We start from the raw sequence: 25,535 nt of genomic DNA, 5'->3' as shown, positions 1-25,535 counted from the left end.
GGACGGTTCGTTCTCCACTCGTCCCGTGGAGCAGATCGCCATCCGGGAGCTGAACCAGCACACCAGCAGGGTGCTTGCCCGGGTGCGGGCGGGCGAGACGGTCGAGGTGACCGACCGGGGCGAGCCGATCGCCCGACTCGTCCCGATCGTGGTCGGTGACGCGCTGCTGGCGCGGCTGGTCGCTGAGGGGCGCGCCACCGCCCCGACCGCTGCCGCGCCGCTGCCGACGCCACCGATTCGTCGGCTGCTCGACGCTGCGAAGGCCGTCGGCCTGCCGGTCGCCAGCCCCGGACTGGGCTGACCGCTGCGGCTGTGGGGTGAGCCGCAGCTCGCCGGGCCGAGGCGGTCGGGCCGGCCGGGGCGACGTACGCTCGGAGGCGTGACGGTGAGCCGGGAGATCGACGACATCCTGCAGCGCGGCGCGGACGGCGGGCGGATCACGCCCGAGGAGGCCCTGCTGCTCTACACCGAGGCGCCCTTCCACGCGCTGGGCGAGGCCGCCGACGCGGTGCGCCGGCGGCGCTATCCGGACAACATCGTCACCTACCTGATCGACCGCAACATCAACTACACCAACGTCTGCGTGACGGCCTGCAAGTTCTGCGCGTTCTACCGGGCGCCGAAGCACAAGGAGGGCTGGACCCACCCGACGGAGGAGATCCTGCGCCGCTGCGGCGAGGCCGTCGAGCTGGGCGCCACGCAGGTGATGCTCCAGGGCGGGCACCACCCGGACTACGGCGTGGAGTACTACGAGGAGCTCTTCTCCTCGGTCAAGAAGGCCTACCCGCAGCTCGCCATCCACTCGATCGGGCCGAGCGAGATCCTGCACATGGCCAAGGTCTCCGGCGTCAGCCTGGACGAGGCCATCGCCCGGATCAAGGCGGCCGGGCTGGACTCGATCGCCGGCGCCGGCGCGGAGATGCTGCCGGCCCGCCCACGCAAGGCCATCGCGCCGCTGAAGGAGTCGGGCGAGCGCTGGCTGGAGGTCATGGAGCTGGCGCACCGCCAGGGCGTCGAGTCGACCGCGACGATGATGATGGGCACCGGCGAGACCGCCGCCGAGCGGATCGAGCACCTGCGGATGATCCGCGACGTGCAGGACCGCACGCGCGGCTTCCGGGCCTTCATCCCGTGGACGTACCAGCCGGAGAACAACCACCTCAAGGGCCGCACCCAGGCGACCACCCTGGAGTATCTGCGGCTGGTCGCGGTGGCCCGGCTCTTCTTCGAGACCGTGCCGCACCTCCAGGCGTCCTGGCTGACCACCGGCAAGGACGTCGGTCAGCTCGCCCTGCACATGGGCGTCGACGACCTCGGCTCGATCATGCTGGAGGAGAACGTCATCTCCTCCGCCGGGGCGCGGCACCGCTCCAACCTGCACGAGCTGATCGGCATGATCCGCGCGGCGGACCGGATCCCCGCCCAGCGGGACACCCTCTACAACCGACTCGCGGTGCACCGGACGCCGGCCGACGACCCGACCGACGAGCGGGTCGTGTCGCACTTCTCCTCGATCGCGCTGCCCGGCGGCGGCGCCGGAAAGACCCTGCCGCTGGTCGACGCCCGCTGAGGAGCGCCGCGCGCCCCTGCCCCGACGCCCCACCGTCGCCCGACGGTGGGGCGTCGCCGTCCAGGGTGCGCCCGACGGGGGCGGCGGTGGGGGCAGCCGGTGAACGGCGGGTGCGCAACGCGTGACCATCGGTGGTCGCGCCGCTCGGCCGATCGGGTGAGGCTCGCCGGCCGTTGATCTCGATTCGGTTACCGTTCCGGCCCGTGGGACCGGCGGCGAGGGGCAGCAAGGCATATCAATCCGGGCATTCCTTAAGCGATTCTTAGCCGCACTGCTCAACGCGGGGGTGGCGGGTGTGATCGCGGGCCGCTAACGTCCCGGCCCGTAATGTTCCTGCACCCCACGGGGGGAACTTCCCAATGATCTTCCGTAACCGTGCGCTGGCGTTCGCCGGCGCCGGCGCCGCCGGGATCCTGACCGCGGGCCTCTTCGCCGCCCCGGCCCTGGCCGACACCTCGGCGGACCTGGCGATCGAGGCGACCGGCACCACCATCGCGGTGGGCGCGCCCGGCAAGACCTCGACCGTCTCCCTGCTCAACAAGAGCAAGGTGGACGCCAAGGGCATCCTGGTCGGTCTCGACATCAGCAAGCTGGACACCAGCAAGGTCGACATCAACGAGAGCGGCTGCAACCCCCGCGAGGACGGCCTGATCCTCTGCGGCATCGAGGGCGACGTCCTGCCCGCCGGCGCCGACATCGACTGGGGCTTCCCGCTGACCCGCAAGAGCGGCGCGACGGGCGACGCGGGCCAGATCAGCGCGATCATCCTGCACGAGGGCAGCGACCCGAACGAGTCCAACAACGAGGTGACCGTCAAGGTCAAGGTCGAGGGCACCGGCCCGGACCTGACCGTGGTCGCCGGCGACGTGACCAAGGCCGTCAAGGTCGAGGGCGACAAGATCAAGGTCGTCGGTGACCTGCGCGCCGGGGACACCGCCCAGCTCATCTACTCGGCCTTCAACCAGGGTGACGCCACCGCCACCGGGCTGAAGATCAGTGTGAAGCTGCCCAAGGGCGTGACCTTCGCCGAGGCCGAGGAGGGCTGCGAGTACAACTCCGGCAAGACCTCGCTCGTCTGCACCTACCGCGACGCCGACCTGATCCCGGTGTCGCAGGACAAGGACGGCGACGACCTGATCGCGGGCGGCCGGTTCTACCACCTGCTCACGGTCGGCAAGGACGTCAAGGCCGGCAGCCTCACCGGTGGTCAGGTCACCGTCGAGGCGCTCGGCAGCCAGGCGACCACCGCCCGCGCCGCGGGCAAGAGCGCGCTCCCGGCCAACGCCGAGCCCGTGGCGACCACCGAGGTGGACGCCACCGACAACACCGACGCGTACGCTGTCGTCGTGACCGCCAAGGGCGGCGCGGGCGGCGGCGGCGAGGAGCCCGGCCTGCCGCTGACCGGTCCGCAGACCGGCCTCATCGGCGGCATCGGCGGCGCGGTCCTCGTCGCGGGCGCGGCGATGTTCGTGATCGCGCGTCGGCGCCGGGTGGTCCTGGTGACCCCGGGCGACGAGAAGCCGACGGCCTGAGGGTCGTCCTCCATCGACCCGCGAGGGTCGTCCACATAACGCACGGCAGCGAGGGCGGGATGGGTGACCATCCCGCCCCCGCTGTCCGTCCACCCGCCGGTCGCGGCACGGGGTCGGTCGATCGGGCATTCCGGAGGGACGCTCGGCTTCGGTCGCGCACAGGATCGTGTTCGGGACAGTGGGTGGCATCGCCGGTCGCTGATGTGCGGACCGGCTCGACAGCCACACCTGACGTGGGGAAACCGAGATGACCATGCACCACCGACCGCTGGCGCGCCTGGGCGCCGTCGCGCTGCTCGCCTCCGGCGCGTTCACCGCCGTCGGCACGCCGGCCCACGCCGCCGGCAGCGCCGCCGACCTCACCGTCACCGCCGTCGTCGGCACCAAGGTGGCGGAGGGCACCCGGATCAAGACGGCGTACGCCAAGGTGACGAACAACGGCCCCGGCACGCCGTCCGCGCTCGTCGTGAAGGCCGACACCTCGAAGGTGGACCACTACGGCGAGGTGGCCTTCCTCCCGGCCGCCGAGGGCTGCTCCGGCGAGGGCGCGGCGAAGCCGGTGCTGTGGACCTGTGTCGTGCCCGAGGAGCAGATCCCCGGGCCGGGGGAGACCCTCGAGCTGCCGATCGTCATGATCAAGCGCGTCCCCGACGTGGACGAGCCGTACACCGCCCCGGTCACGCTCACCGTGGAGTCCCCGGACGACACCACGGCGGACAACAACTCCGCGACCGTCCAGATCGAGATCAGCAAGGAGAGCGGCGTCGACCTCGGCGTCGTGGTGCCGGACGTCACCCGGCAGCTCGCCTTCGACGACGTGCTGAAGGAGAACCCGCCCACCGAGGCGCTGAACCCCGGCGACGCGACCACCGTCCTCGCGTTCATCGAGAACCAGGGCGACCGGATCGCCGACGGCCTCGACCTGAAGATCGCCCTGCCCAAGGGCGTGACCTTCGACGACGGCATCCAGGTCAAGGAGTGCGAGTACGCCGCCGACCTGCGGTCGGCCGACTGCCGGGCCGGCCTGCTCCAACTGGCCCCGGGCGAGGGCGTGCTCGGCGCCTTCCCGGTGGAGGTCGCCGCCGGTGTCAAGGCGCCGGTCAGCCTGACCGGCGGCGAGGTCTCGCTGCGCGCCCGCGGTGAGCTCGCGGCGACCGAGGCGAACCTGGCCCGCAAGCGCTCGTCCCTGCCGTCGTTCCTGCACCGACCGGCCGGCTCCCGCGCGGCGCAGGCCGGGGACGTCGACCCGACCGACAACCGCGACGACTTCGCCGTCGTGGTGGCCGCCGCCGGGACCGGTGGCGGCGGCCAGGACGGTGGCGACGAGGACGGAGGGCCGCTGCCGGTAACCGGCGCGCAGACCGGCCTGGTCGTCGGCATCGGCGGCGCGGTGCTGGTCGCGGGCGCGGCGATGTTCCTGTCGGCGCGGCGGCGCCGGGTCGTCCTGGTGACCCCGGGCGACGAGAAGCCGACGGCCTGACGGGCGGCCCCGGGTGGGGCGTGCACAGGACTCCGCCGGAGGGGCGGGACGGGCGACCGTCCCGCCCCTCCGTCCGTTCGGGTCGGACGGACGGATGAAAGATGATCGCCGTGCTGGCGTCGCCGCGTCGACCTTCGATACGGTCCGCTCGGTTCCGCAACCATCCGTTTCTTCCCTAACCCCCGGGGGACCGATGACCCTGTTCCACCGCTCGGCCCTGGCCCGCGCCGGCGCCGTGGCGCTCCTCGCGGCGGGCGGCCTGACCACCGCCGCCGTGCCGGCGTACGCCGCCGACCAGGCGGACCTCGCGCTGACCCCGACCAGCTACCACCTCGCCAAGGGCGTGCAGGCGGCCAGGGCCAAGCCGTTCAAGTTCACCGTCCAGAACCTCAGCGACGGCGTCGACGCCAGGGGCGTCACGGTCGAGGTGGACACCAGCGGCCTCAAGGCCAAGCGGGTCGGCTACGTCGTGCCGGAGGGCTGCGAGGTGGCCGGCAGGACCTTCACCTGCCGCCTCGGCGACCTGCGCGGCGGCACCAGCGAGGACTTCGGCATCCCGCTGTTCAGCACCGGCGGCAAGGGTGACGGCGGCACGTTGACGGTGACCGTCCGTGCGGCCACCGCCGACCCGGACCCGGACAACAACGAGAAGATCGAAGTGCCGGTCACGGTGACGAAGCCGGGCTACGACCTCACCGCCTGGGTGCAGGACGTCCAGGCCAACGTCGTGGTCGACGGAGCGGTGACCGACGAGCCCGACCTGCGGCCGGTGCGCCGGGGCGAGACCGTCCCGCTGGACTGGGCCGTCTACAACGACGGCAGCCGGCCGGCCACCGGTCTCTTCTACGGCCTCATGCTGCCGAAGGGTCTGAGCTTCGTGACCCTGCCGGAGGGCTGTGCCGCGGACGAGTTCCTCGGCCGGGCGCGGGCGCTGTGCGAGGACGCCGGCGTGACCGTCCGCCGGGGCCAGTACTACACGGCCGGTGTCACGGTGAAGGCCGACGACGACGTGACCGAGCCGGTGCTGCGGGAGGGCGACCTCTTCGCGTACGGGCTGGACGCCGCCGAGGGCGAGCCGGAGGGGAAGGCGCGGGCCGCCGGGCCCGCGCAGCGGAAGGCCTTCACCGAGGCCGACCCGATGGACAACCACGCGACCTTCGAGGCGTTCGTAGACCTGTCGGCGCAGCCGACCCCGACTCCGACCCCGAGCGGCCAGCCGACTCCGACCCCGAGCGGCGGGCCGACCGGGCAGCCGACCCCGACCACGACCCCGGGCGGCGGCACGGGCGGCGGCGGCCTGCCGGTGACCGGCGTGCAGGCCGGCCTGATCGGCGGCATCGGCGCGGCCGTGCTGCTGGCCGGCGGCGCGCTGCTGCTGGTCTCCCGGCGGCGCGACATCGTCGTGGTCGCCCCCGGCGACGAGAAGTCGACCGACTGACGCGCTCGCCGACGGGGGCGGGGTGGGCGACCATCCCGCCCCCGTCGCGTGCCCGGGGCTGCGCCGGCCGCCCGGGCCGCGCCGGCCGCCCGGGGCCGCGGGCGTCGACCTGCGGGGCTGCGGGCGTCGGCCGCCCGGGGTCGCGCGTCGACCGGCGGGGCCGCGTCGACCGGCGGGGGCCCGGCGGGGCCGCGCCGACCCGTCGACCGGCCGGGGCCACGCCGCCCCGCCGGCCGCCGGCCGGAGTCGGGCTGGCAGAGTGGAGGGGTGAGCCGTACCCCGCAGGGCCAGCGCGCCGGCCTGGACAAGCAGCCGCACGAGGTCGCCGCGATGTTCGACGGCGTGGCCGCTCGCTACGATCTGACCAACACGGTGATGACGGCCGGCCGGGACCGGGCGTGGCGCCGGGCCACCCGGGAGGCGCTCGGGCTGCTGCCCGGCGAGCGGGTGCTGGACGTGGGCGCGGGCACCGGCGTCTCCACCGAGGAACTGGCCCGCTCCGGGGCGTACGCGGTCGGCGCCGACCTGTCGCTGGGCATGCTGTACGCCGGCAAGCGCACCCGCCCGGCGGTGCCGCTGCTGGCCGGGGACGCGCTGCGGCTGCCCTTCGCCGACGGCGTCTTCGACGCGGTGACCATCTCGTTCGCGCTGCGCAACGTGGTCGACACCGAGGCGGCGCTGCGGGAGTTCGCCCGGGTCACCCGGCCCGGGGGCCGGCTGGTCATCTGCGAGCTGAGCCACCCGACCAACCCCTTCTTCCGCACCGCCTACCTGTCGCACCTGATGCGGTGGCTGCCTACGGCGGCGCGGGTGGTGTCCAGCAACCCCGACGCGTACGTCTATCTCATCGAGTCGATCCGGGCCTGGCCGGACCAGGCCGCGCTGGCGCAGCGCATCCAGGCGGCGGGCTGGGGCTCGGTGGCCTGGCGGAACCTCACCGGCGGCCTGGCGGCGCTGCACCGGGCGGTCCGCGACTGACCGGCGGCGTCGACGCGCTCGCCGCCGGCACGATCCTGCTCTCATCCTTTTCGGGGAATATCCGTTTTAGGTCCACTTTGCCCCGTAGGCTCGCCCCATGACGGGACCAGACCAGGCGGCCGGGGCGGAGGCCACCGACGACGACGCCGCCGAACTCATCGCCCAGCTCAGGGAGCTGGCCGGCGCGGATCCCGCCGATGTCCGTCAGGTGGTGGCCGAGGTGCTGGCCGCGCTGGACCGCGCCGCCGGCGGCGCGCTCCGCGACCACCTGCCCGAGACGATCCGGCTCGACGCCGGCCTGGGCGCGGCCACCTCCGCCGGGCACTGACGCCCCGTCGCCTCCCTCGCCGGGCCCGGCCCCGACCCGTCGGGGACACCGCGTCCGACCTCGACGGATGCCAGGTCCCGGCCCCGCCGGACAGGTTTCCGTCAAGTTAGGTACCCCTGATCCGGCGCGGATATGACACCGGTCATAGACTCCCACCGTCTGGCTTGTGAAGCATTTCACGAGCATGCGGGAGGAGGCGCGAGATGACCGCGGTGGAGCATGACGCCGACGTGATCGTCGTGGGCGCCGGTCCCGGTGGGTCGGCTACCGCGTACCACCTGGCTCGGCACGGCGTACGGGTGCTGCTGCTGGAGAAGACCGAGTTCCCCAGGGAGAAGGTCTGCGGCGACGGGCTGACCCCGCGTGCGGTCCGGCAGCTGGTCCGGATGGGCGTGGACACCTCGCCCGAGGCCGGCTGGTTGCACAACAAGGGCCTGCGGGTGATCGGCGGCGGCGTCCGGCTGGAGCTGGACTGGCCCGACCTGGCGAGCTTCCCCAACTACGGCCTGGTGCGCACCCGGCTGGACTTCGACGACCTGCTCGCCCAGCGGGCCGTCGCCGCCGGCGCCAAGCTGCGCACCAGCGTGAACGTCACCGGCCCGGTGCTCGACCCGGACGGCCGGGTGGTCGGCGTCGAGGCCGAGGTCGGCCCGGAGAAGGAGCCCGCCACCTTCCACGCGCCGCTGGTGGTCGCGGCCGACGGGGTCTCCGGCCGCTTCCCGCTCGCCCTCGGGCTGGTCAAGCGGGAGGACCGGCCCATCGGCGTCGCCGTTCGGCGCTACTACCGCTCGCCCGCCAAGCACGACGACAACTACCTCGAGTCCTGGCTGGAGCTGCGCAGCAAGGACAGCGGCGACAACCTGCTGCCCGGGTACGGCTGGATCTTCGGGCTGGGCGACGGCCGGGTCAACGTCGGCCTCGGCGTGCTCAACTCCTCGTCCGCGTTCGGCAAGACCAACTACCGCCGGCTGCTCACCGACTGGCTGGCGAACACCCCGACGGACTGGGGCATGACCGACGAGGCGAACGCGGAGGGGCCGATCCTCGGCGCCGCGCTGCCGATGGGCTTCAACCGGGTGCCGCACTACACGCGGGGCGTGATGCTGGTCGGCGACTCCGGCGGCATGGTCAACCCGTTCAACGGCGAGGGCATCGCGTACGCGATGGAGTCCGGCGAGCTGGCCGCGGAGATCGCCGTGCAGGCGCTCGCCCGCCCGGCCGGCGCCGAACGCGAGCGCGCCCTGACGGCCTACCCGATGGAGCTGAAGGCCCGCTTCGGCGGCTACTACCGGCTCGGCGGCATCTTCGTGAAGCTCATCGGCCGCCCGGAGATCATGCGGATGGCGACGAAGCACGGCATGCCGCACCCGATGCTGATGCGCTTCGTGCTCAAGCTGCTGGCCAACCTGACCGACCCCCGTGGCGGGGACGCGATGGACCGGGTCATCAACGCGATGACGAAGGCGGCGCCGGCCGTGTGACGGCCGCGCCGGCGGCCGGTGACGACCGCTGGCGCGGGCAGGGATCGACCCCCGCCGACAACCGTCGCGAGGGACGTGAATAGTGTGATTTTTGTCAAGGACCAGGGGCAGGGAAGGACGAGCAGGAGAAAACGATGTCGCTCTCGCCTTACGCACCGATCATCGGGCTGTTCGCCCTCGCCGCGGGGTTCGCGCTGTTCTCCGTGGGCGCCGCCCGCTTCGCCGGTCCCCGGCGTTACAACAAGGCCAAGCTCGAGGCGTACGAGTGCGGCATCGAGCCCAGCCCGCAGCCGGTCGGCGGCGGCCGGTTCCCGATCAAGTTCTACCTGACGGCGATGCTCTTCATCGTCTTCGACATCGAGATCATCTTCCTCTACCCCTGGGCGGTCTCGTTCGACGCCCTGCCGATCTTCGGCTTCGTGGAGATGGTCCTGTTCATCGTCGCGGTCTTCGTCGCGTACGCCTACGTGTGGCGGCGCGGCGGCCTGGACTGGGACTGAGGGAGGAACCTCAGATGGGTATCGAGGAGAAGCTCCCCGCCGGTGTCCTGCTCACCTCGGTGGAGAAGCTGGTCAACTGGTCGCGGAAGACGTCGGTCTGGGGGGCCACCTTCGGCCTGGCCTGCTGCGCCATCGAGATGATGGCCGCCGGTGGCCCGCACTACGACATGGGCCGCTGGGGCATGGAGGTCTTCCGGGCGTCGCCCCGGCAGGCCGACCTGATGATCGTGGCCGGCCGGGTGAGCCAGAAGATGGCCCCGGTGCTGCGCCAGATCTACGACCAGATGGCGGAGCCCCGCTGGGTGATCTCGATGGGCGTCTGCGCCAGCAGCGGCGGCATGTTCAACAACTACGCCATCGTGCAGGGCGTCGACCACATCGTCCCGGTCGACATGTACCTGCCCGGCTGCCCGCCCCGGCCCGAGATGCTCATCGACGCGGTCCTCAAGCTGCGCGAGAAGATCATGCACGAGCCGCTCGGCCCGAACGGCCGCAAGATGCTCGAGGCGCGTCAGGCCCGCGGTGACGTCCCGGTCGTCCCGTACGGCTCGATGCCGTCGTCGTACCGCAGCGACAAGGCCCGGCGGGCCGAGTGGACCAAGGCGGTCCGCGAGGGGCGCGAGGAGCAGCTGCGGATCGAGAACTGGATGAAGGCCCAGAACCACCTGCACGGGGGCGTCAAGTGACCGCACCTAACGACAAGCCGAACGACGGCGGCGTGCCGGTACCGGTCACGCCGGCCGGCGCCAGCAGCACCGCACCGGCCGAGTACCCGCCGGCCAGCCCGGCCGGCCGGGGCATGTTCGGCAACCAGGGCTCCGGCGACGTGTCCGGCTTCGGCGGCCTGGTCCGTCCGCGCCGCACCGTCGAGGACGCCCCCCGGCCGTACGGCGGGTACTTCGACGAGGTGCGCGACGCGCTGGAGGAGGCGTACCCGGCCTTCGCCGACGCCATCGAGAAGGTCGTGGTCGACCGGGGCGAGCTGACCCTGCACGTGCGCCCGGAGCGGATCGCCGAGGTCTGCCAGGTGATGCGCGACGACCTGGCGCTCCGCTTCGAGCTGTGCTCCTCGGTGTCCGGGGTGGACTACCTCGGCGCCGACTCCCGCCGGCTGCACGTCGTCTACCAGCTCACCTCGATGACCTACCGCCGCCGGGTGCGGCTGGAGGCCGCGGTCCCCGCCGAGGACCCGCACCTGCCGAGCGTCACCTCGGTCTATCCGACGGCGGACTGGCAGGAGCGCGAGGCGTACGACATGTTCGGCGTCGTCTTCGACGGCCACCCCAACCTGACCCGGATCCTCATGCCGGACGACTGGGAGGGGCACCCGCAGCGCAAGGACTACCCGCTCGGCGGCGTCCCCGTCGAGTACAAGGGCGCTGAAATTCCACCGCCGGACCAGCGGAGGTCGTACCAGTGACCACGTCGAACTACGCCACCGAGCGCGACACCACCGAGGGCAGGGTCTTCACCGTCACCGGTGGCGACTGGGACAGCGTCGTGTCGGGCGCCGACCCGATCAACGACGAGCGGATCGTCGTCAACATGGGCCCGCAGCACCCGTCGACGCACGGCGTGCTCCGGCTGATCCTGGAGCTGGAGGGCGAGACGGTCCGCGAGGCCCGCTCGGTCGTCGGCTACCTGCACACCGGCATCGAGAAGAACCTCGAATACCGCAACTGGGTCCAGGGCAGCACCTTCGTGACCCGGATGGACTACCTCTCCCCGCTGTTCAACGAGACGGCGTACGCGCTGGCGGTGGAGAAGCTGCTGGGCATCGAGGAGCAGATCACCGAGCGGGCCACCGTCATCCGGGTGCTGATGATGGAGCTCAACCGGATCTCCTCGCACCTGGTCTGGGTGGCGACCACCGCCATGGAGCTGGGCGCGATCAACATGATGCTCTACGGCTTCCGCGAGCGTGAGCACATCCTGGAGATCTTCGAGATCATCACCGGCCTGCGGATGAACCACGCGTACGTCCGGCCGGGCGGCGTGGCGCAGGACGTGCCGGACGAGGCGGTCGTCAAGATCCGCGAGTTCCTGAAGCTGATGCCGAAGAAGCTCAAGGAGTACGAGAGCCTCCTCTCCGGTCAGCCGATCTGGCTCGAGCGGACGAAGAACGTGGCGGTGCTCGACGTCACCGGATGCGTCGCGCTCGGCGTGACCGGCCCGGTGCTGCGCTCCGCCGGCCTGGCCTGGGACCTGCGCAAGACGATGCCGTACTGCGGCTACGAGACGTACGAGTTCGACGTCCCGACGCACACCGACGGCGACGTGTGGGGCCGCTACCTGGTCCGGCTCGCCGAGATCCGCGAGTCGCTCAAGCTCGTCGAGCAGGCGCTGGACCGGCTCCGGCCGGGCCCCGTGATGGTGGCCGACAAGAAGATCGCCTGGCCGGCGCAGCTCGCCATCGGCGTCGACGGCATGGGCAACTCGCTGGAGCACGTCGCCAAGATCATGGGTCAGTCGATGGAGTCGCTGATCCACCACTTCAAGCTCGTCACCGAGGGCTTCCGGGTGCCGCCGGGCCAGGTCTACGTCGGCATCGAGTCGCCCCGGGGCGAGCTGGGCGTGCACGCGGTCTCCGACGGTGGCACCCGGCCGTACCGGGTGCACTACCGGGAGCCGAGCTTCGTCAACCTCCAGGCCCTCCCGGCGATGGCCGAGGGCGGCCTGATCGCCGACGTGATCGCCGGCGGCGCCTCGCTGGACCCCGTCATGGGCGGGTGTGACAGGTGAGCGCGAGGAGTGAGCTTGCGAGCCCCAGTCGCCCGCGCGAGGAGAGAGCGGAGCGAGCCCCGCAGTCGCGGGCAGAGGCGTGCCCGGTCGCGAACGGAAGGCGACGCTGATGAGTGTTTTCACTGACGAGACCCGCGAACGGGCACGGGAGATCATCGCCCGCTACCCGGCCGACCGGTCCCGCTCGGCGCTGCTGCCGCTGCTGCACCTGGTGCAGGCCGAGGAGGGCTACGTCTCGCCGGCCGGCGTGGAGTTCTGCGCCGAGGTGCTGGGCCTGAACAAGGCCCAGGTCGGTGCGGTCGCCACCTTCTACACCATGTACAAGCGCCGGCCGACCGGCGACTACCTGGTGAGCGTCTGCACCAACACGATGTGCAACGTGCTCGGCGGCCAGGAGGTCTACGACACCCTCGCCGAGCACCTCGGCGTCGGGCACGACGAGACCACCGCCGACGGCAGGATCACCCTGGAGCACGCGGAGTGCCTGGCGGCCTGCGACTACGGGCCCGTGATGACCGTCAACTACGACTTCTTCGACAACGTGGACCCGCAGACCGCGCGGGGCGTGGTCGACGAGCTGCGCGCCGGCGGCCGGCCGATGCCGACCCGGGGCGCCCGGCTCTGCACGCTCAAGGAGATGGCGGTGCAGCTCGCCGGCTTCGCCGACGAGCGCGAGGGCGCGGTCGCCGACGGCGGGCCGGGGGAGCCCACCCTGCGCGGCCTGCGGCTGGCGCAGGAGCACGGCATCTCGGTGCCGGGCTTCGACCCGAACACCCCGATCCGGAGCAAGGCCGAGGCCGACAAAGCCGCCGCCGAGGCGAAGGCCCGGAGCGAGGCCGCCGCGAAGCCGGCTCCCGCCCCGGCGAGCGGCAACGGCGCCGGGCCCGCCACGGGTACGCCCGGCAGCGCGGGCGTCGGCGAGCCGGCCGCCCCGGCTCAGGCGGCCGGCAGCACCACCCGGGACGTGAAGGCGCCGGACGACAAGTCGCCCGAGGTGCGGGCCGCCGAGACCCGGCAGCCCGACGCGGCGACCGCCGTGCCCGACGCGCCGGGCACCAGGGTTCCGGCGGACACCACGCCGCCGGCTCCCCGCGACGCGCAGGCGGCGGAGGCCGCCGGCGCCGCGGCCAACGCGCCGGCCGGCGACGGCAAGCCCGCCGGCGACGAGGCCGGGGCGCAGGAGCGCAACCTCAAGGAAGCCGAGGCGGGGGCCGGCGCCGGTGGCGCGGGCTCCACCCGGGCGAGCGAGACGGGGGTCCAGAAGTGACCACTCCCCGGCCGGAGACCCTGGCCAAGCTGACGCCGGTACTCACCAAGCGCTGGCTGTCGCCGGACGCCTGGCGGATCGGCACCTACGAGAAGCTCGACGGCTACGCGGCCCTGCGCAAGGCGCTCAAGGCCCACCCGGACGACCTGATCCAGCTGATCAAGGACTCCGGGCTGCGCGGTCGCGGCGGCGCCGGCTTCCCGACCGGTCTCAAGTGGGGGTTCATCCCGCAGGGCGACGGCAAGCCGCACTACCTCGTGGTCAACGCCGACGAGGGCGAGCCGGGCACCTGCAAGGACCTCCCGCTGATGACGCACGACCCGCACTCGCTCGTCGAGGGGGTGATCATCGCGTCGTACGCGATCCGGGCCAGCCGCGCCTACATCTACATCCGGGGCGAGGCGGTGCACGCCGCCCGCCGGCTGCGCAACGCCGTGCAGGAGGCGTACGCCCGCGGCTACCTCGGCCGCAACATCCAGGGCAGCGGGTTCGACCTGGACCTGGTGGTGCACTCGGGCGCCGGGGCGTACATCTGCGGCGAGGAGACGGCGCTGCTGGACTCGCTGGAGGGCTTCCGGGGCCAGCCCCGGCTGCGCCCGCCGTTCCCGGCGACCCACGGCCTGTACGCGAGCCCGACCGTCGTCAACAACGTCGGCACCATCGCCAGCGTGCCGTACATCGTGCTGGGCGGCGCGGACTGGTGGAAGACGATGGGCACGGAGAAGTCCTCCGGCCCGATGATCTACTCGCTCTCCGGCCGGATCGCCAACCCCGGCCAGTACGAGTGCTCCATGGGCATCACCCTGCGGGAGCTGATCGAGCTGGCGGGCGGCATGCAGCCCGGCCACAACCTCAGGTTCTGGACGCCGGGCGGCTCGTCGACGCCGCTGCTCACCGCCGAGCACCTGGACGTGCCGCTGGACTTCGAGGGGGTGGCGGCGGCCGGCTCGATCCTCGGCACCACGGCCACCCAGATCTTCTCCGACCAGGACTGCCCGGTCTACGCGACCTACCGGTGGCTGGAGTTCTACCACCACGAGTCGTGCGGCAAGTGCACCCCGTGCCGCGAGGGCAACTACTGGATGGTCCGGGTGTACCGGCGGATCCTCGCCGGCCAGGGCACCCACGAGGACCTGGACACCCTGCTCGACACCTGCGACAACATCCTCGGCCGCTCGTTCTGCGGTCTGGGCGACGGCGCGACCAGCTCGGTGACCTCGTCGCTGAAGTACTTCAAGCAGGACTACCTCGACTACATCGAGGGACGTACCGCTCCGAAGCTGTCGGAGAAGACCCTGGTAGGGGCGCACTGATGACCGACGTAGCGAAGCAGACCGAGACCGTCACGCTCACCATCGACGGCGTCGAGGTCACCGCCCCGAAGGGGGCGCTGCTGATCCGGGTCGCCGAGCAGATGGGCACCGAGATCCCCCGGTTCTGCGACCACCCGCTGCTGGCCCCGGCCGGCGCGTGCCGGCAGTGCCTGGTCGAGGTGGAGGGGCAGCGCAAGCCCGTCGCCTCCTGCACCCAGACCGTCGCCGACGGCATGGTGGTGCGCACCCAGCTCACCTCTCCGGTCGCCAAGAAGGCGCAGGAGGGGGTCATGGAGCTGCTGCTGCTCAACCACCCGCTCGACTGCCCGATGTGCGACAAGGGCGGCGAGTGCCCGCTGCAGAACCAGGCGATGTCCACCGGCCGCGCCGACTCGCGGTTCCACGAGCACAAGCGGGAGTACCCGAAGCCGCTGCCGATCAGCACCCAGGTGCTGCTCGACCGCGAGCGGTGCGTGCTCTGCCAGCGCTGCACCCGGTTCTCCGAGGAGATCGCCGGCGACAAGTTCATCGACCTGATGAACCGGTCGTCCGCCGAGGAGATCAACATCTACCGGGACGACGCGTACGGCGAGGAGGGCGACGCGGGCGACGTCCCGTTCAACTCGTACTTCTCCGGCAACACGGTGCAGATCTGCCCGGTCGGCGCGCTGACCGGCACCCAGTACCGCTTCCGCGCCCGCCCGTTCGACCTGGTCTCCACCCCGAGCGTGTGCGAGCACTGCTCCGCCGGGTGCGCCCAGCGCACGGACTGGCGGCGGGGCAAGGTGCTGCGGCGGCTGGCCGGCGACGACCCGGCGGTGAACGAGGAGTGGAACTGCGACAAGGGGCGGTGGGGCTTCCAGTACACCCGCGCCTTCGACCGGCTCACCACCCCGCTGGTCCGCGACGAGCGCACCGGCGAGCTGCGCGAGGCGTCGTGGAGCGAGGCGCTGACCGTGGCGGCCGAGGGGCTGCGCGCGGCGCGTGACGGCGGGCGGGGCACGGCGGTGCTGACCGGCGGCCGGCTGACCGTCGAGGACGCCTACGCGTACGCGAAGTTCGCCCGGGTCGCGCTGAACACCAACGACATCGACTTCCGGGCCCGGCCGGTCTCCCGCGAGGAGGCCGACTTCCTGGCCAGTTCCGTCGCCGGGGTCACCGACGTCACGTACGCCGACGTCGAGAAGGCCCCGGCCGTGGTGCTGGTCGGGCTGGAGCCGGAGGAGGAGTGCCCGATCCTCTTCCTGCGGCTGCGCAAGGCGTACCTGAAGAAGAAGCTGACGGTGTACGCCATCGCGCCGTTCGCCACCCGCGGCCTGGAGAAGCTCGGCGCCAAGCTGGCCCGGGTGGTGCCGGGCGAGGAGGCGACGGTGCTCGCCGAGCACGCCACGGTCGCCGACGCGCTCAGCGCCGAGGGCGCGATCCTGTTCGTCGGCGAGCGGCTGGCGAGCGTGCCGGGCGGCCTCTCCGCCGCCGCGGACGTCGCCCGGCGTACCGGCGCGAAGCTGGCCTGGGTGCCGCGGCGCGCGGGTGACCGCGGCGCGGTCGACGCGGGCTGCCTGCCCAACCTGCTGCCCGGCGGCCGCCTGGTCACCGAGCCCGCCGCCCGCGCCGAGCTCGGCGAGGCGTGGGACGTCGCGGCCGGGGTCATCCCGAGCCAGGCCGGCCGGGACACCGACGGCATCCTCGCCGCCGCCGCCGGCGGCCAGCTCGGCGCGCTGGTGGTGGCCGGGGTCGACCCGGCCGACCTGGCCGACCCCCGGCTGGCCGAGTCGGCGCTGGACGCGGTGCCGTTCCTGGTCAGCCTGGAGCAGCGGATGAGCGCGGTGGCCCGCCGGGCCGACGTGGTCTTCCCGGTCGCCCCGGTGGCCGAGAAGGCCGGCAGCTTCCTCGACTGGGAGGGCCGCCTGCGCACCTTCGAGGCGGTGCTGAACACCGCCGCGATGACGGACGGCCGGGTGCTGGACGCGCTCGCCGCGCAGCTCGACGTGCCGCTCGGCACCGGCGACGTGCTCAGCGTCCGCCGCGAGCTGGGCGCGCTGCCGCGCACCCGCACCGACCGGCCGGCCGCCCCGGCGGTGGAGCCGGCCACGGTGCCGCAGCCGCGCGCCGGCGAGGCGGTCCTCGCCACCTGGCACCAGCTGATCGACCTGGGCAGCCTGACCGACGGCGACGAGCACCTCGCGGGCACCGCCCGCCCGCCCGTGGTCCGGCTGGGCAAGGGCACCGCCGAGGCGCTCGGCGTCGCCGACGGCGACGCGGTGACGGTGGGCACCGACCGGGGGGCGCTGACCCTGCCGGCGGCGATCACCGAGATGCCGGACGGCGTCGTCTGGCTGCCGACCAACTCGCCCGGCTCGACCGTGCGGCGCAGCCTCGGCGCGACGTCCGGAGCGATCGTGCGGATCTCCGCCGCCGCGGTGGCCGCCGACTCGGCCGACCGCCCGGGCCCGCTCCTCAACGCAGGGGGTGTACACCAGTGAACGCGGTCTACCTGGCCCAGGACCCGACGCTGGCCGACTTCGGCCGGGACCCGTGGTGGCTGGTCCTCATCAAGATCGTCTTCGCCTTCGCCTTCGGCCTGGTCGCCACGCTGCTCGGCGTCTGGTTCGAGCGTCGGGTCGTGGGCCGCATGGCGGTGCGGCCCGGCCCCAACCAGGCCGGCCCGTTCGGCCTGCTGCAGACCCTCGCCGACGGCCTGAAGATGGCCTTCAAGGAGGACATCCTGCCGAAGGCGGCCGACAAGGTCGTCTTCTTCTTCGCGCCGACCATCTCGGTGATCTGCGCGGTCACCTCGCTGGCGGTGGTGCCGTTCGGCCCGATGGTGAGCATCTTCGGCCACTGGACGCCGCTGCAGGTCACCGACGTGCCGGTGGCGGTGCTGGTCCTGCTGGCCTGCTCCTCGATGGGCATCTACGGCATCGTGCTCGGCGGCTGGGCCTCCGGCTCGACCTACCCGCTCCTCGGCGGCCTGCGCTCCAGCGCCCAGATGATCTCGTACGAGGTCGCCATGGGCCTGAGCGTCGTGGCGGTCTTCATGACCGCCGGCACGATGTCGACCAGCGGAATCGTCGCCGCCCAGGGGGACGGCACCCGGCTCAGCATCGCGGGCCTCGACGTCCCGGCCCCCGGCTGGTACGCGATCCTGCTGCTGCCGAGCTTCATCATCTTCTTCATCGCCACCGTCGGCGAGACCAACCGCGCGCCGTTCGACCTGCCCGAGGCGGAGTCCGAACTGGTCGCGGGCTACATGACGGAGTACAGCTCGCTGAAGTTCGCGCTCTACATGCTCAGCGAGTACGTCGCGATGGTCACCATGTCCGCCGTCACGACGACGCTCTTCCTGGGCGGCTGGCGGGCCCCGGCGCCGATCACCACCTTCTGGGCCGGCGCCAACTCCGGCTGGTGGCCGATGCTCTGGTTCTTCGCCAAGGTCGTCATGCTGGTCTTCGTCTTCGTCTGGCTGCGGGGCACGCTGCCCCGGCTGCGCTACGACCAGTTCATGCGCTTCGGCTGGAAGGTGCTGCTCCCGATCAACCTGGTCTGGATCCTGGTCCTCGCCGGCCTGCGCTCGATCGAGGACTGGGACTCGCGCAGCAAGCTGATCGCGGTCGGCATCCCGGCCGGCATCCTGCTGCTGGCCACGCTGCTGTGGCCGAGCCGCAAGCCGCAGCCGAAGTCGACGGTCCAGGAGCAGGTCAACGACCGGCCGCACGGCAGCTTCCCGCTGCCCCCGATGGACCTGCAGGTACCACCGAGCCCGCGCACCAGGCGCGTGGTCGCCGAGCGGGAGCCGGCCAACGTCGCCGCCGGCTCGGACTCCAGGGAGGTGTGACGTGGGCGCGATCACCGGAACGTTCAAGGGCTTCGGTGTCACCTTCTCGCACATGTTCAGGAAGGTCGTCACCACCGACTACCCGTTCAAGCCGCCGGTCTCGGCGCCGCGCTACCACGGGCGGCACATCCTGAACCGGCACCCGGACGGGCTGGAGAAGTGCATCGGGTGCGAGCTGTGCGCCTGGGCCTGCCCGGCGGACGCGATCTACGTCGAGGGTGGCGACAACACCGACGAGCAGCGCTTCTCGCCGGGTGAGCGGTACGCCAGCATCTACCAGATCAACTACGCCCGGTGCATCTTCTGCGGGCTCTGCATCGAGGCCTGCCCGACCCGTTCGCTGACCATGAGCAACGAGTACGAGCTGGCCCGGGACAGCCGGCAGGACCTGATCTTCACGAAGGAGCAGCTGCTCGCGCCGCTGCTGCCGGGCATGGAGCAGCCGCCGCACCCGATGCGGCTGGGCGACAGCGAGAAGGACTACTACGTCGGCGCGCTGACCAACCCGGGCACCTCGGCCGGCGCCGAGCACTCGGCCAACAACCCGGGCCGGTACCAGGTGGAGGAGCACCCCGGCGTGACCTTCCCCGGGGCCGAGCAGCACGCCCAGCGGGCCGCGGCCGGCAAGGGGGACGGAGCATGACCACGCAGACGGTGCTCGCCGCGGCGGGCGGGGTCTCCGGTGGGGAGCAGGTCACCTTCTGGATCCTGGCCCCGCTGGCGCTGATCGGGGCGATCGGGATGGTCGCGGCGCGCAACGCCGTGCACTCGGCGCTCTGGCTGGTGCTGACCATGCTCTGCCTGGGCGTGTTCTACGTGCTCCAGGCGGGGCCGTTCATCGGCATGGCGCAGATCATCGTCTACACCGGCGCGATCATGATGCTGTTCCTGTTCGTGCTGATGCTGGTCGGGCGCGACGCGTCCGACTCGTTGATCGAGACGCTCCGCGGCCAGCGGGTCGCCGCGGTGGTGCTCGGGCTCGGCTTCGCCGGCCTCGTCGGCGGCGGGCTCTGGCGTGCGCTGAACGGCACCACGGCGGTCGGCCTGGAGCAGGCCAACGCCGAGGGCAACGTGCAGGGCATCGCCCGGCTGCTGTTCACCAAGTACGTCTTCGCCTTCGAGCTCACCTCGGCGCTGCTCATCACCGCCGCGATCGGGGCGATGGTGCTGGCGCACATCGAGCGGCGCAAGCAGGACCGGATGGACCAGCCGGCGACGATGCGGGCCCGCTTCGCCCCGGGCAACTACCCGGGCCCGAAGCCCGGCCCGGGTGTCTACGCGACCTCCTCCTCGGTGGCCACCCCGGCCCGCCTGCCCGACGGCCGGCTGACCGAGGGGAGCACCTCGGGCATCCTGCCGGTGCGCGAGCTCACCGACCGGGAGACCACCCTGAAGGGGACGGACCGGTGAGCGCGAGGAGTGAGCTTGCGAGCCCCGCAGTCGCGAACGAAAGGCTGGCACCGGTGAGCGCGAGGAGTGAGCTTGCGAGCCCCGCAGTCGCGAACGAAAGGCTGGCACCGGTGAGCGCGAGGAGTGAGCTTGCGAGCCCCGCAGTCGCGAACGAAAGGTTGGCGCAGCGATGACACCCGACTACTACCTGGTGCTGGCCGCGGTGCTGTTCACCATCGGCGCGGTCGGCGTGCTCGTCCGGCGCAACGCGCTCGTGCTGTTCATGTGCGTCGAGCTGATGCTCAACGCGGCCAACCTGACGCTGGTCACCTTCAGCCGGATCAACGGTGACCTCAACGGCCAGATCATGGCGTTCTTCGTGATGGTGGTGGCGGCGGCCGAGGTCGTGGTCGGGCTCGCCATCATCATGGCGATCTTCCGGACCCGGCGCTCCGCGAGCGTCGACGACGCCAACCTGCTGAAGTACTGAGGGGTCCTGCGGTGGGAACGATTCTGACGAACGCCCCGGCTGAGCCCGCGGGCACCGTCGCCTACGCGACGGCGGACGGGCTGCTGGGCAGCGTCTGGCTGCTGGTGGCGATTCCGCTGGTCAGCGCGGCGATCCTGCTGCTGCTCGGCCGGCGGGCGGACCGCTGGGGGCACTGGCTCGGGGTGGCCGCCATCGGCGCCGCGTTCGTGCTGGGCCTGACCTACTTCTTCCAGCTGCGCGGCCTGGAGAACAAGTCGGTCGAGCTGAGCCTCTGGGACTTCATCACGGTCGGCGACCTGCGGGTGGACTTCGGTCTGCTCTTCGACCCGCTGGCCGCCGTCTTCGTGCTGCTGATCACCGGGGTGGGCTTCCTGATCCACCTCTACGCGGTCGAGTACATGGCGCACGACGCGGGGCGCCGGCGGTTCTTCGGGTACTTCAACCTGTTCGTCGCCGCCATGCTGCTGCTGGTGCTCGGCAACAACTACGTGATGCTCTACTTCGGCTGGGAGGGCGTCGGTCTGGCGTCGTACCTGCTGATCTCCTTCTGGTACGAGCGGCCCAGCGCCGCCACCGCCGGCAAGAAGGCGTTCCTGATGAACCGGGTCGGCGACGCCGGCCTGGCGATCGGCATCTTCATCATGTTCGCCACCCTCGGCACCACCCAGTACGACGAGGTGTTCAACGGCGTCGGCTCGCTGACCGCGACCACGGTCCTGGTGCTCGGCCTGCTGCTGCTGCTCGGCGCGACCGGCAAGTCCGGCCAGTTCCCGCTCCAGGCGTGGCTGCCGGACGCGATGGAGGGCCCGACCCCGGTGTCGGCGCTCATCCACGCCGCCACCATGGTCACGGCGGGCGTCTACCTGATCGCCCGGTCGAACCCGATCTTCTCGGCCAACTCCACCCTCCAGCTCGTGGTGGTGAGCGTCGGCGCGCTGACCCTGCTGATCGGCTGCGTCATCGGCGCGGCCAAGGACGACATCAAGCGGGTGCTGGCCTGGTCGACGGTGAGCCAGATCGGCTACATGTTCCTCGGCGTGGGCCTGGGCGGCGCCGCGTACGCGCTGGCGATCGTGCACCTGCTGGCGCACGGCTTCTTCAAGGCCAACATGTTCCTCGGCGCCGGCTCGGTCATGCACGGCATGAACGACCAGGTCGACATCCGCCGCTTCGGCGGGCTCTCGAAGTACATGAAGGTCACCTGGATCACGTTCATGATGGGCTGGCTGGCCATCATCGGCATGTTCCCGTTCTCCGGCTTCTTCTCCAAGGAGCCGATCATCGTGGCCGCGTTCGAGCGGGACGACTGGACGGCGTGGCTCTTCGGCATGGCCGCGCTGCTCGGCGCCGGGCTCACCGCGTTCTACATGACCCGGCTCTTCGTGCTCACCTTCCACGGGCCGAAGCGCTGGACGGAGGACATCGAGCACCCGCACGAGTCACCGAAGCTGATGACGATCCCGCTCGTCCTGCTGGCCGCGGGCTCGGTCGGGGCGGGCTTCCTGCTCGCCACCTCCGTGCCGGACTGGCTGGAGGCCACCGCCGGGCTCGGCGGTCAGGAGGAGGGGCACCACGCGGTGCTCTCGCACACCGTGATCACCGTGCTCTCGCTGCTGGTCACCGTCGTCGGCGCGGGCCTGGCCTGGTTCCTGTTCCGGGGCGGCACGGCCACCGAGCCGCAGCCGGCCGGGGTGCTGGTCACCGCCGCCCGACGCAACCTCTACACGGACGCGTTCAACGAGGCGGTCTTCGAGAAGCCGGGCATCTTCCTCACCCGGGCGCTGGTCTACCTCGACAACCGGGGCGTGGACGGGCTGGTGAACGGCCTCGCGGCTGCGGTCGGCGGCGGCTCGGGCCGGCTCCGGCGGCTGCAGACCGGCTTCGTCCGGTCGTACGCCACCTCGATCCTGACCGGCGCGCTGCTGGTGGTGGCGGCCTTCCTGGCCGTCGAGGCGGGGTGGCTGGCGTGATCGACCTCTTCCAGGCGGCCGTCTACGGCGGACCGCGCAGTGACGACGGAGGTAAGGCCGCATAATGTCCGACTTCCCGTTCCTCTCGGTGCTCACCGTGGCACCGCTGGTCGGCGCCCTGGTGGTGGCCTGCCTGCCGCGCAGCCGGCCGGAGCTGGCCAAGCAGGTGGCGCTCGGCTGGTCGCTGCTGGTGCTGGCGCTGTCGGTGGTCATGTGGGTGGCCTTCAAGGTCGGCGGTGACCGCTTCCAGTTCCGCGAGTCGTACGCGTGGATCCCGAACTGGGGCGTCAACTTCACCTTCGCCGCCGACGGCATCGCGCTGGTCATGCTGATGCTGATCGCGGTGCTGGTGCCGCTGGTGATCCTGGCGTCGTGGCACGACGCCGAGTCGTCGAAGCGGTCGGTGCCGGTCTACTTCGCGCTGCTGCTCGTCCTCGAGTGCACGATGATCGGCGTCTTCGCCGCCGCCGACGTCTTCCTGTTCTACGTGTTCTTCGAGGTCATGCTGGTGCCGATGTACTTCATCATCGGCAGCTACGGCGGCCACCAGCGGCAGTACGCGGCCGTGAAGTTCTTCCTCTACTCGCTGGTCGGCGGCCTGTTCATGCTCGCCGCGGTGATCGGCCTCTGGGTGGTCGGCGGGAAGACCTTCGACTGGCAGGCGCTGTCCCAGGTGGACATCTCCACGGGCACGGAGCGCTGGCTGTTCCTCGGCTTCTTCCTCGCGTTCGCGATCAAGGCGCCGTTCTTCCCGTTCCACACCTGGCTGCCGGACGCCGGTGGCGCGGCCCCGGCCGGCGCGGCGGCGCTGCTCGTCGGCGTGCTCGACAAGGTCGGCACGTTCGGCATCCTGCGCTACTGCCTGCCGCTGTTCCCGGACGCCGCCAAGTGGTTCGCCCCGTGGGCGCTGGCGCTGGGCCTGATCGGCATCATCTACGCCGCGCTGCTGGCCGTCGGCCAGAACGACCTCAAGCGGCTGGTCTCCTACACGTCGATCGCGCACTTCGGCTTCATCGGTGTCGGCATCTTCGCCTTCACCACCCAGGCCGGCACCGGCGCGGTGCTCTACATGGTCAACCACGGCCTCGCCACTGGCCTGCTCTTCCTGGTGGTGGGCATGCTCATCGCCCGGCGCGGCTCGGCGCTGATCAGCGACTTCGGCGGCGCCGGCAAGCTGGTGCCCCTGCTGGCGGGTGTGCTCTTCTTCGCCGGTCTGGCCTCGCTCGCGCTGCCCGGCACCGCGCCGTTCGTCTCCGAGTTCCTGGTGCTGATCGGCACGTTCACGGTGAACAAGCCGGTCGCGGTGATCGCGACGCTGGGCATCATCCTGGCCGCCGCGTACGTGCTGTGGATGGTGCAGCGCACCACGCAGGGCACGCTCAACCCGGCGCTGACCCAGATCGACGGCATGAAGCGCGACCTCAACCTGCGCGAGAAGGTCGTGGTCGCCCCGCTGATCGCGCTGATCGTGCTGCTCGGCTTCTATCCGAAGCCGGTCACCGACGTGATCAACCCGGCCGTGCAGGCGACCATGCAGGACGTCGGCCGGACCGACCCCGCCCCGACCTCGGGCGGCACCGTCCAGGAGGCGGCAAAGTGAGCGCGAGGCGTGAGCTCGCGAGCGCCGCAGTCGCGAACGAAAGGTTTGCGCAGTGACCGAGCTGAAACTGCCGTCGATCGACTACGCGGCCCTCGCGCCGACCCTGATCATGCTGGGCGCCGCGCTGCTCGGCGTGCTGGTGGAGGCGTTCGTGCCCCGCCGGCTGCGGCACGTGGTGCAACTGTCGCTGGCCCTGCTGGCGGTGCTCGCCGCACTGACCATGGTGGTGCTGGCCGCCGACGAGCGGTCGATCACCATCGGCGGGGCGATCGCGGTGGACGGGCCGACGCTCTTCCTCCAGGGCGCGATCCTGGTGCTCGCCGCGATGGCGCTGCTGCTCATCGGCGAGCGTTCGGTGGAGCGGGGCGGGGCGTTCGTCGCCCAGGCCGCGATCACCGCCGAGTCGGCCGACGACCGGCGGCAGGCCGAGGGCTCCAACGGCCTCACCGAGGTCTACCCGCTCACCACGTTCGCGATCGGCGGCATGCTGATCTTCGTGGCGGCGAACGACCTGCTGACCATGTTCATCGCGCTCGAGGTCTTCTCGCTCCCGCTCTACCTGCTCTGCGCGCTGGCCCGCCGCCGGCGGCTGCTGAGCCAGGAGGCCGCGCTGAAGTACTTCATGCTCGGCGCGTACGCCTCGGCCTTCTTCCTGTTCGGCGTGGCCCTGATCTACGGCTTCACGGCGGGCATCCCGGGCCGGCAGGCCGGCGTCGACTTCGCCACCGTGCACGCCGCCGTCGCGGACTCGCCGGCCAGCCCGGTGCTGCTCTTCGCCGGTATGGCGTTGCTCGCCATCGGCCTGCTGTTCAAGGCCGCGGCCGCCCCGTTCCACGTCTGGACGCCGGACGTCTACCAGGGCGCACCGACCCCGATCACCGGCTTCATGGCCGCCTGCACCAAGGTCGCCGCGTTCGGCGCCCTGCTGCGGGTGTTCCACGTCGCCTTCGACGGGGCCCGGTGGGACTTCACCCCCGTCCTCGGCGCGGTGGCGGTGCTGACCATGCTCGTCGGCGCGGTGCTGGCGGTCACCCAGACCGACATCAAGCGGCTCCTGGCATACTCCTCGATCGCCAACGCCGGCTACCTGCTGGTCGGCGTGCTGGCGCCGAGCGCCGACGGCGTCTCCGGGACGATGTTCTACCTGGTGGCGTACGGCTTCTCGGTGCTCGCCGCGTTCGCCGTGGTGACCCTCGTGCGCGACGCCGACGGGGAGGCCACCCACCTGTCCCGCTGGGCCGGGCTGGGGCGGCGCTCGCCGTTCTACGCGGCGGTCTTCACCTTCATCCTGCTCGCCTTCGCCGGCATCCCGCTGACCAGCGGCTTCACGAGCAAGTTCGCGGTCTTCGGGCCGGCGCTCGACGGTGGGCAGGCGTGGCTGGTGATCGCCGGCGTGCTGACCAGCATGGTGCTGGCCTTCCCGTACCTGCGGGTCGTGGTGATGATGTGGCTCTCCGAGCCGGGCGAGTCGACCCCCACCGTGGCCGTGCCCGGCGGGCTGACCTCGGCCGCGCTGATGATCGGCGTGATCGCCACCCTGGTCCTCGGCGTCGCCCCGGCGCCGCTGCTCGACCTGGCCACCGGCGCCGCCGAATTTGTCAGATGACGGACGCTGACGCCCT

At 71.8% G+C, this 25,535-nt stretch carries 22 protein-coding genes; all 22 read left to right on the top strand.

The window, feature by feature from the left end; translation table 11 throughout:
- Positions 1-25 precede the first annotated feature (25 nt).
- The 22 genes from GA0070606_RS14265 (at position 26) to nuoN (ending at position 25,519) form a co-directional block, all read left to right on the top strand.
- The gene (locus tag GA0070606_RS14265) at positions 26-301 is read left to right on the top strand and encodes a type II toxin-antitoxin system Phd/YefM family antitoxin (RefSeq protein WP_091099352.1); all 276 of its coding nucleotides are present in this window, start codon (positions 26-28) and stop codon (positions 299-301) included.
- 78 nt (positions 302-379) lie between these two features.
- The gene (gene mqnC / locus GA0070606_RS14260) at positions 380-1,570 is read left to right on the top strand and encodes a cyclic dehypoxanthinyl futalosine synthase (protein WP_091099349.1); all 1,191 of its coding nucleotides are present in this window, start codon (positions 380-382) and stop codon (positions 1,568-1,570) included.
- A gap of 359 nt (positions 1,571-1,929) precedes the next feature.
- A complete protein-coding gene (locus GA0070606_RS14255; protein ID WP_091099345.1) occupies positions 1,930-3,102 on the top strand; it encodes an LPXTG cell wall anchor domain-containing protein in 1,173 nt (390 codons plus the stop codon).
- A gap of 247 nt (positions 3,103-3,349) precedes the next feature.
- Positions 3,350-4,582 carry an LPXTG cell wall anchor domain-containing protein gene (locus GA0070606_RS14250; RefSeq protein WP_091099341.1) on the top strand — a complete coding sequence of 411 codons (1,233 nt, stop codon included), beginning with the start codon at positions 3,350-3,352 and terminating at the stop codon, positions 4,580-4,582.
- A gap of 193 nt (positions 4,583-4,775) precedes the next feature.
- Positions 4,776-6,020, top strand: coding sequence for a cell wall anchor protein (locus GA0070606_RS14245; protein ID WP_091099338.1), 1,245 nt, complete (start codon positions 4,776-4,778; stop codon positions 6,018-6,020).
- Between the two features lie 267 nt (positions 6,021-6,287).
- On the top strand, positions 6,288-6,998 hold the full coding sequence (locus GA0070606_RS14240) for a demethylmenaquinone methyltransferase (protein WP_091099334.1): 711 nt from the start codon (positions 6,288-6,290) through the stop codon (positions 6,996-6,998).
- Between the two features lie 97 nt (positions 6,999-7,095).
- On the top strand, positions 7,096-7,326 hold the full coding sequence (locus GA0070606_RS14235; RefSeq protein ID WP_091099331.1) for a hypothetical protein: 231 nt from the start codon (positions 7,096-7,098) through the stop codon (positions 7,324-7,326).
- Positions 7,327-7,529: 203 nt separating this feature from the next.
- Positions 7,530-8,807, top strand: a complete 1,278-nt coding sequence (locus GA0070606_RS14230; protein WP_091099328.1) for a geranylgeranyl reductase family protein — start codon at positions 7,530-7,532, stop codon at positions 8,805-8,807.
- A 134-nt stretch (positions 8,808-8,941) separates the two neighbouring features.
- On the top strand, positions 8,942-9,307 hold the full coding sequence (locus GA0070606_RS14225; RefSeq protein WP_091099323.1) for an NADH-quinone oxidoreductase subunit A: 366 nt from the start codon (positions 8,942-8,944) through the stop codon (positions 9,305-9,307).
- A 14-nt stretch (positions 9,308-9,321) separates the two neighbouring features.
- Complete coding sequence (locus tag GA0070606_RS14220; protein ID WP_091099319.1) at positions 9,322-9,993, top strand: NuoB/complex I 20 kDa subunit family protein; 672 nt, start codon at positions 9,322-9,324, stop codon at positions 9,991-9,993.
- The gene (locus tag GA0070606_RS14215) at positions 9,990-10,727 is read left to right on the top strand and encodes an NADH-quinone oxidoreductase subunit C (RefSeq protein WP_091099316.1); all 738 of its coding nucleotides are present in this window, start codon (positions 9,990-9,992) and stop codon (positions 10,725-10,727) included. Before GA0070606_RS14220 ends, GA0070606_RS14215 begins: the two co-directional genes overlap by 4 nt.
- The gene (locus GA0070606_RS14210; RefSeq protein ID WP_091099313.1) at positions 10,724-12,049 is read left to right on the top strand and encodes an NADH-quinone oxidoreductase subunit D; all 1,326 of its coding nucleotides are present in this window, start codon (positions 10,724-10,726) and stop codon (positions 12,047-12,049) included. Before GA0070606_RS14215 ends, GA0070606_RS14210 begins: the two co-directional genes overlap by 4 nt.
- A 109-nt stretch (positions 12,050-12,158) precedes the next feature.
- A complete protein-coding gene (nuoE, locus tag GA0070606_RS14205) occupies positions 12,159-13,316 on the top strand; it encodes an NADH-quinone oxidoreductase subunit NuoE (RefSeq protein ID WP_091107723.1) in 1,158 nt (385 codons plus the stop codon).
- Entirely contained in the window at positions 13,313-14,629 is a 1,317-nt protein-coding gene (gene nuoF / locus GA0070606_RS14200; RefSeq protein ID WP_091099308.1) for an NADH-quinone oxidoreductase subunit NuoF, read from the top strand. The genes nuoE and nuoF overlap by 4 nt, the downstream gene beginning before the upstream one ends.
- Positions 14,629-17,112 (top strand): NADH-quinone oxidoreductase subunit G, encoded by a 2,484-nt coding sequence (locus GA0070606_RS14195; protein ID WP_091099304.1) that lies wholly within the window; start codon positions 14,629-14,631, stop codon positions 17,110-17,112. The genes nuoF and GA0070606_RS14195 overlap by 1 nt, the downstream gene beginning before the upstream one ends.
- Positions 17,109-18,464 carry an NADH-quinone oxidoreductase subunit NuoH gene (nuoH, locus tag GA0070606_RS14190; protein ID WP_091099300.1) on the top strand — a complete coding sequence of 452 codons (1,356 nt, stop codon included), beginning with the start codon at positions 17,109-17,111 and terminating at the stop codon, positions 18,462-18,464. Before GA0070606_RS14195 ends, nuoH begins: the two co-directional genes overlap by 4 nt.
- 1 nt (position 18,465) lies before the next feature.
- Positions 18,466-19,107, top strand: a complete 642-nt coding sequence (gene nuoI / locus GA0070606_RS14185; protein WP_091099297.1) for an NADH-quinone oxidoreductase subunit NuoI — start codon at positions 18,466-18,468, stop codon at positions 19,105-19,107.
- The gene (locus GA0070606_RS14180) at positions 19,104-19,874 is read left to right on the top strand and encodes an NADH-quinone oxidoreductase subunit J (protein WP_091099293.1); all 771 of its coding nucleotides are present in this window, start codon (positions 19,104-19,106) and stop codon (positions 19,872-19,874) included. The genes nuoI and GA0070606_RS14180 overlap by 4 nt, the downstream gene beginning before the upstream one ends.
- A gap of 169 nt (positions 19,875-20,043) precedes the next feature.
- Entirely contained in the window at positions 20,044-20,343 is a 300-nt protein-coding gene (gene nuoK / locus GA0070606_RS14175) for an NADH-quinone oxidoreductase subunit NuoK (RefSeq protein ID WP_091099288.1), read from the top strand.
- Positions 20,344-20,354: 11 nt separating this feature from the next.
- Positions 20,355-22,313, top strand: coding sequence for an NADH-quinone oxidoreductase subunit L (gene nuoL / locus GA0070606_RS14170; protein ID WP_091099284.1), 1,959 nt, complete (start codon positions 20,355-20,357; stop codon positions 22,311-22,313).
- 64 nt (positions 22,314-22,377) lie between these two features.
- Positions 22,378-23,913, top strand: coding sequence for an NADH-quinone oxidoreductase subunit M (locus GA0070606_RS14165; RefSeq protein ID WP_091099281.1), 1,536 nt, complete (start codon positions 22,378-22,380; stop codon positions 23,911-23,913).
- A gap of 52 nt (positions 23,914-23,965) precedes the next feature.
- The gene (gene nuoN / locus GA0070606_RS14160; protein WP_091099278.1) at positions 23,966-25,519 is read left to right on the top strand and encodes an NADH-quinone oxidoreductase subunit NuoN; all 1,554 of its coding nucleotides are present in this window, start codon (positions 23,966-23,968) and stop codon (positions 25,517-25,519) included.
- Positions 25,520-25,535 lie beyond the last annotated feature (16 nt).

This window comes from Micromonospora citrea (assembly GCF_900090315.1).
Lineage (GTDB): Bacteria > Actinomycetota > Actinomycetes > Mycobacteriales > Micromonosporaceae > Micromonospora > Micromonospora citrea.
This window is presented reverse-complemented; position numbering and strand designations above follow the sequence as displayed.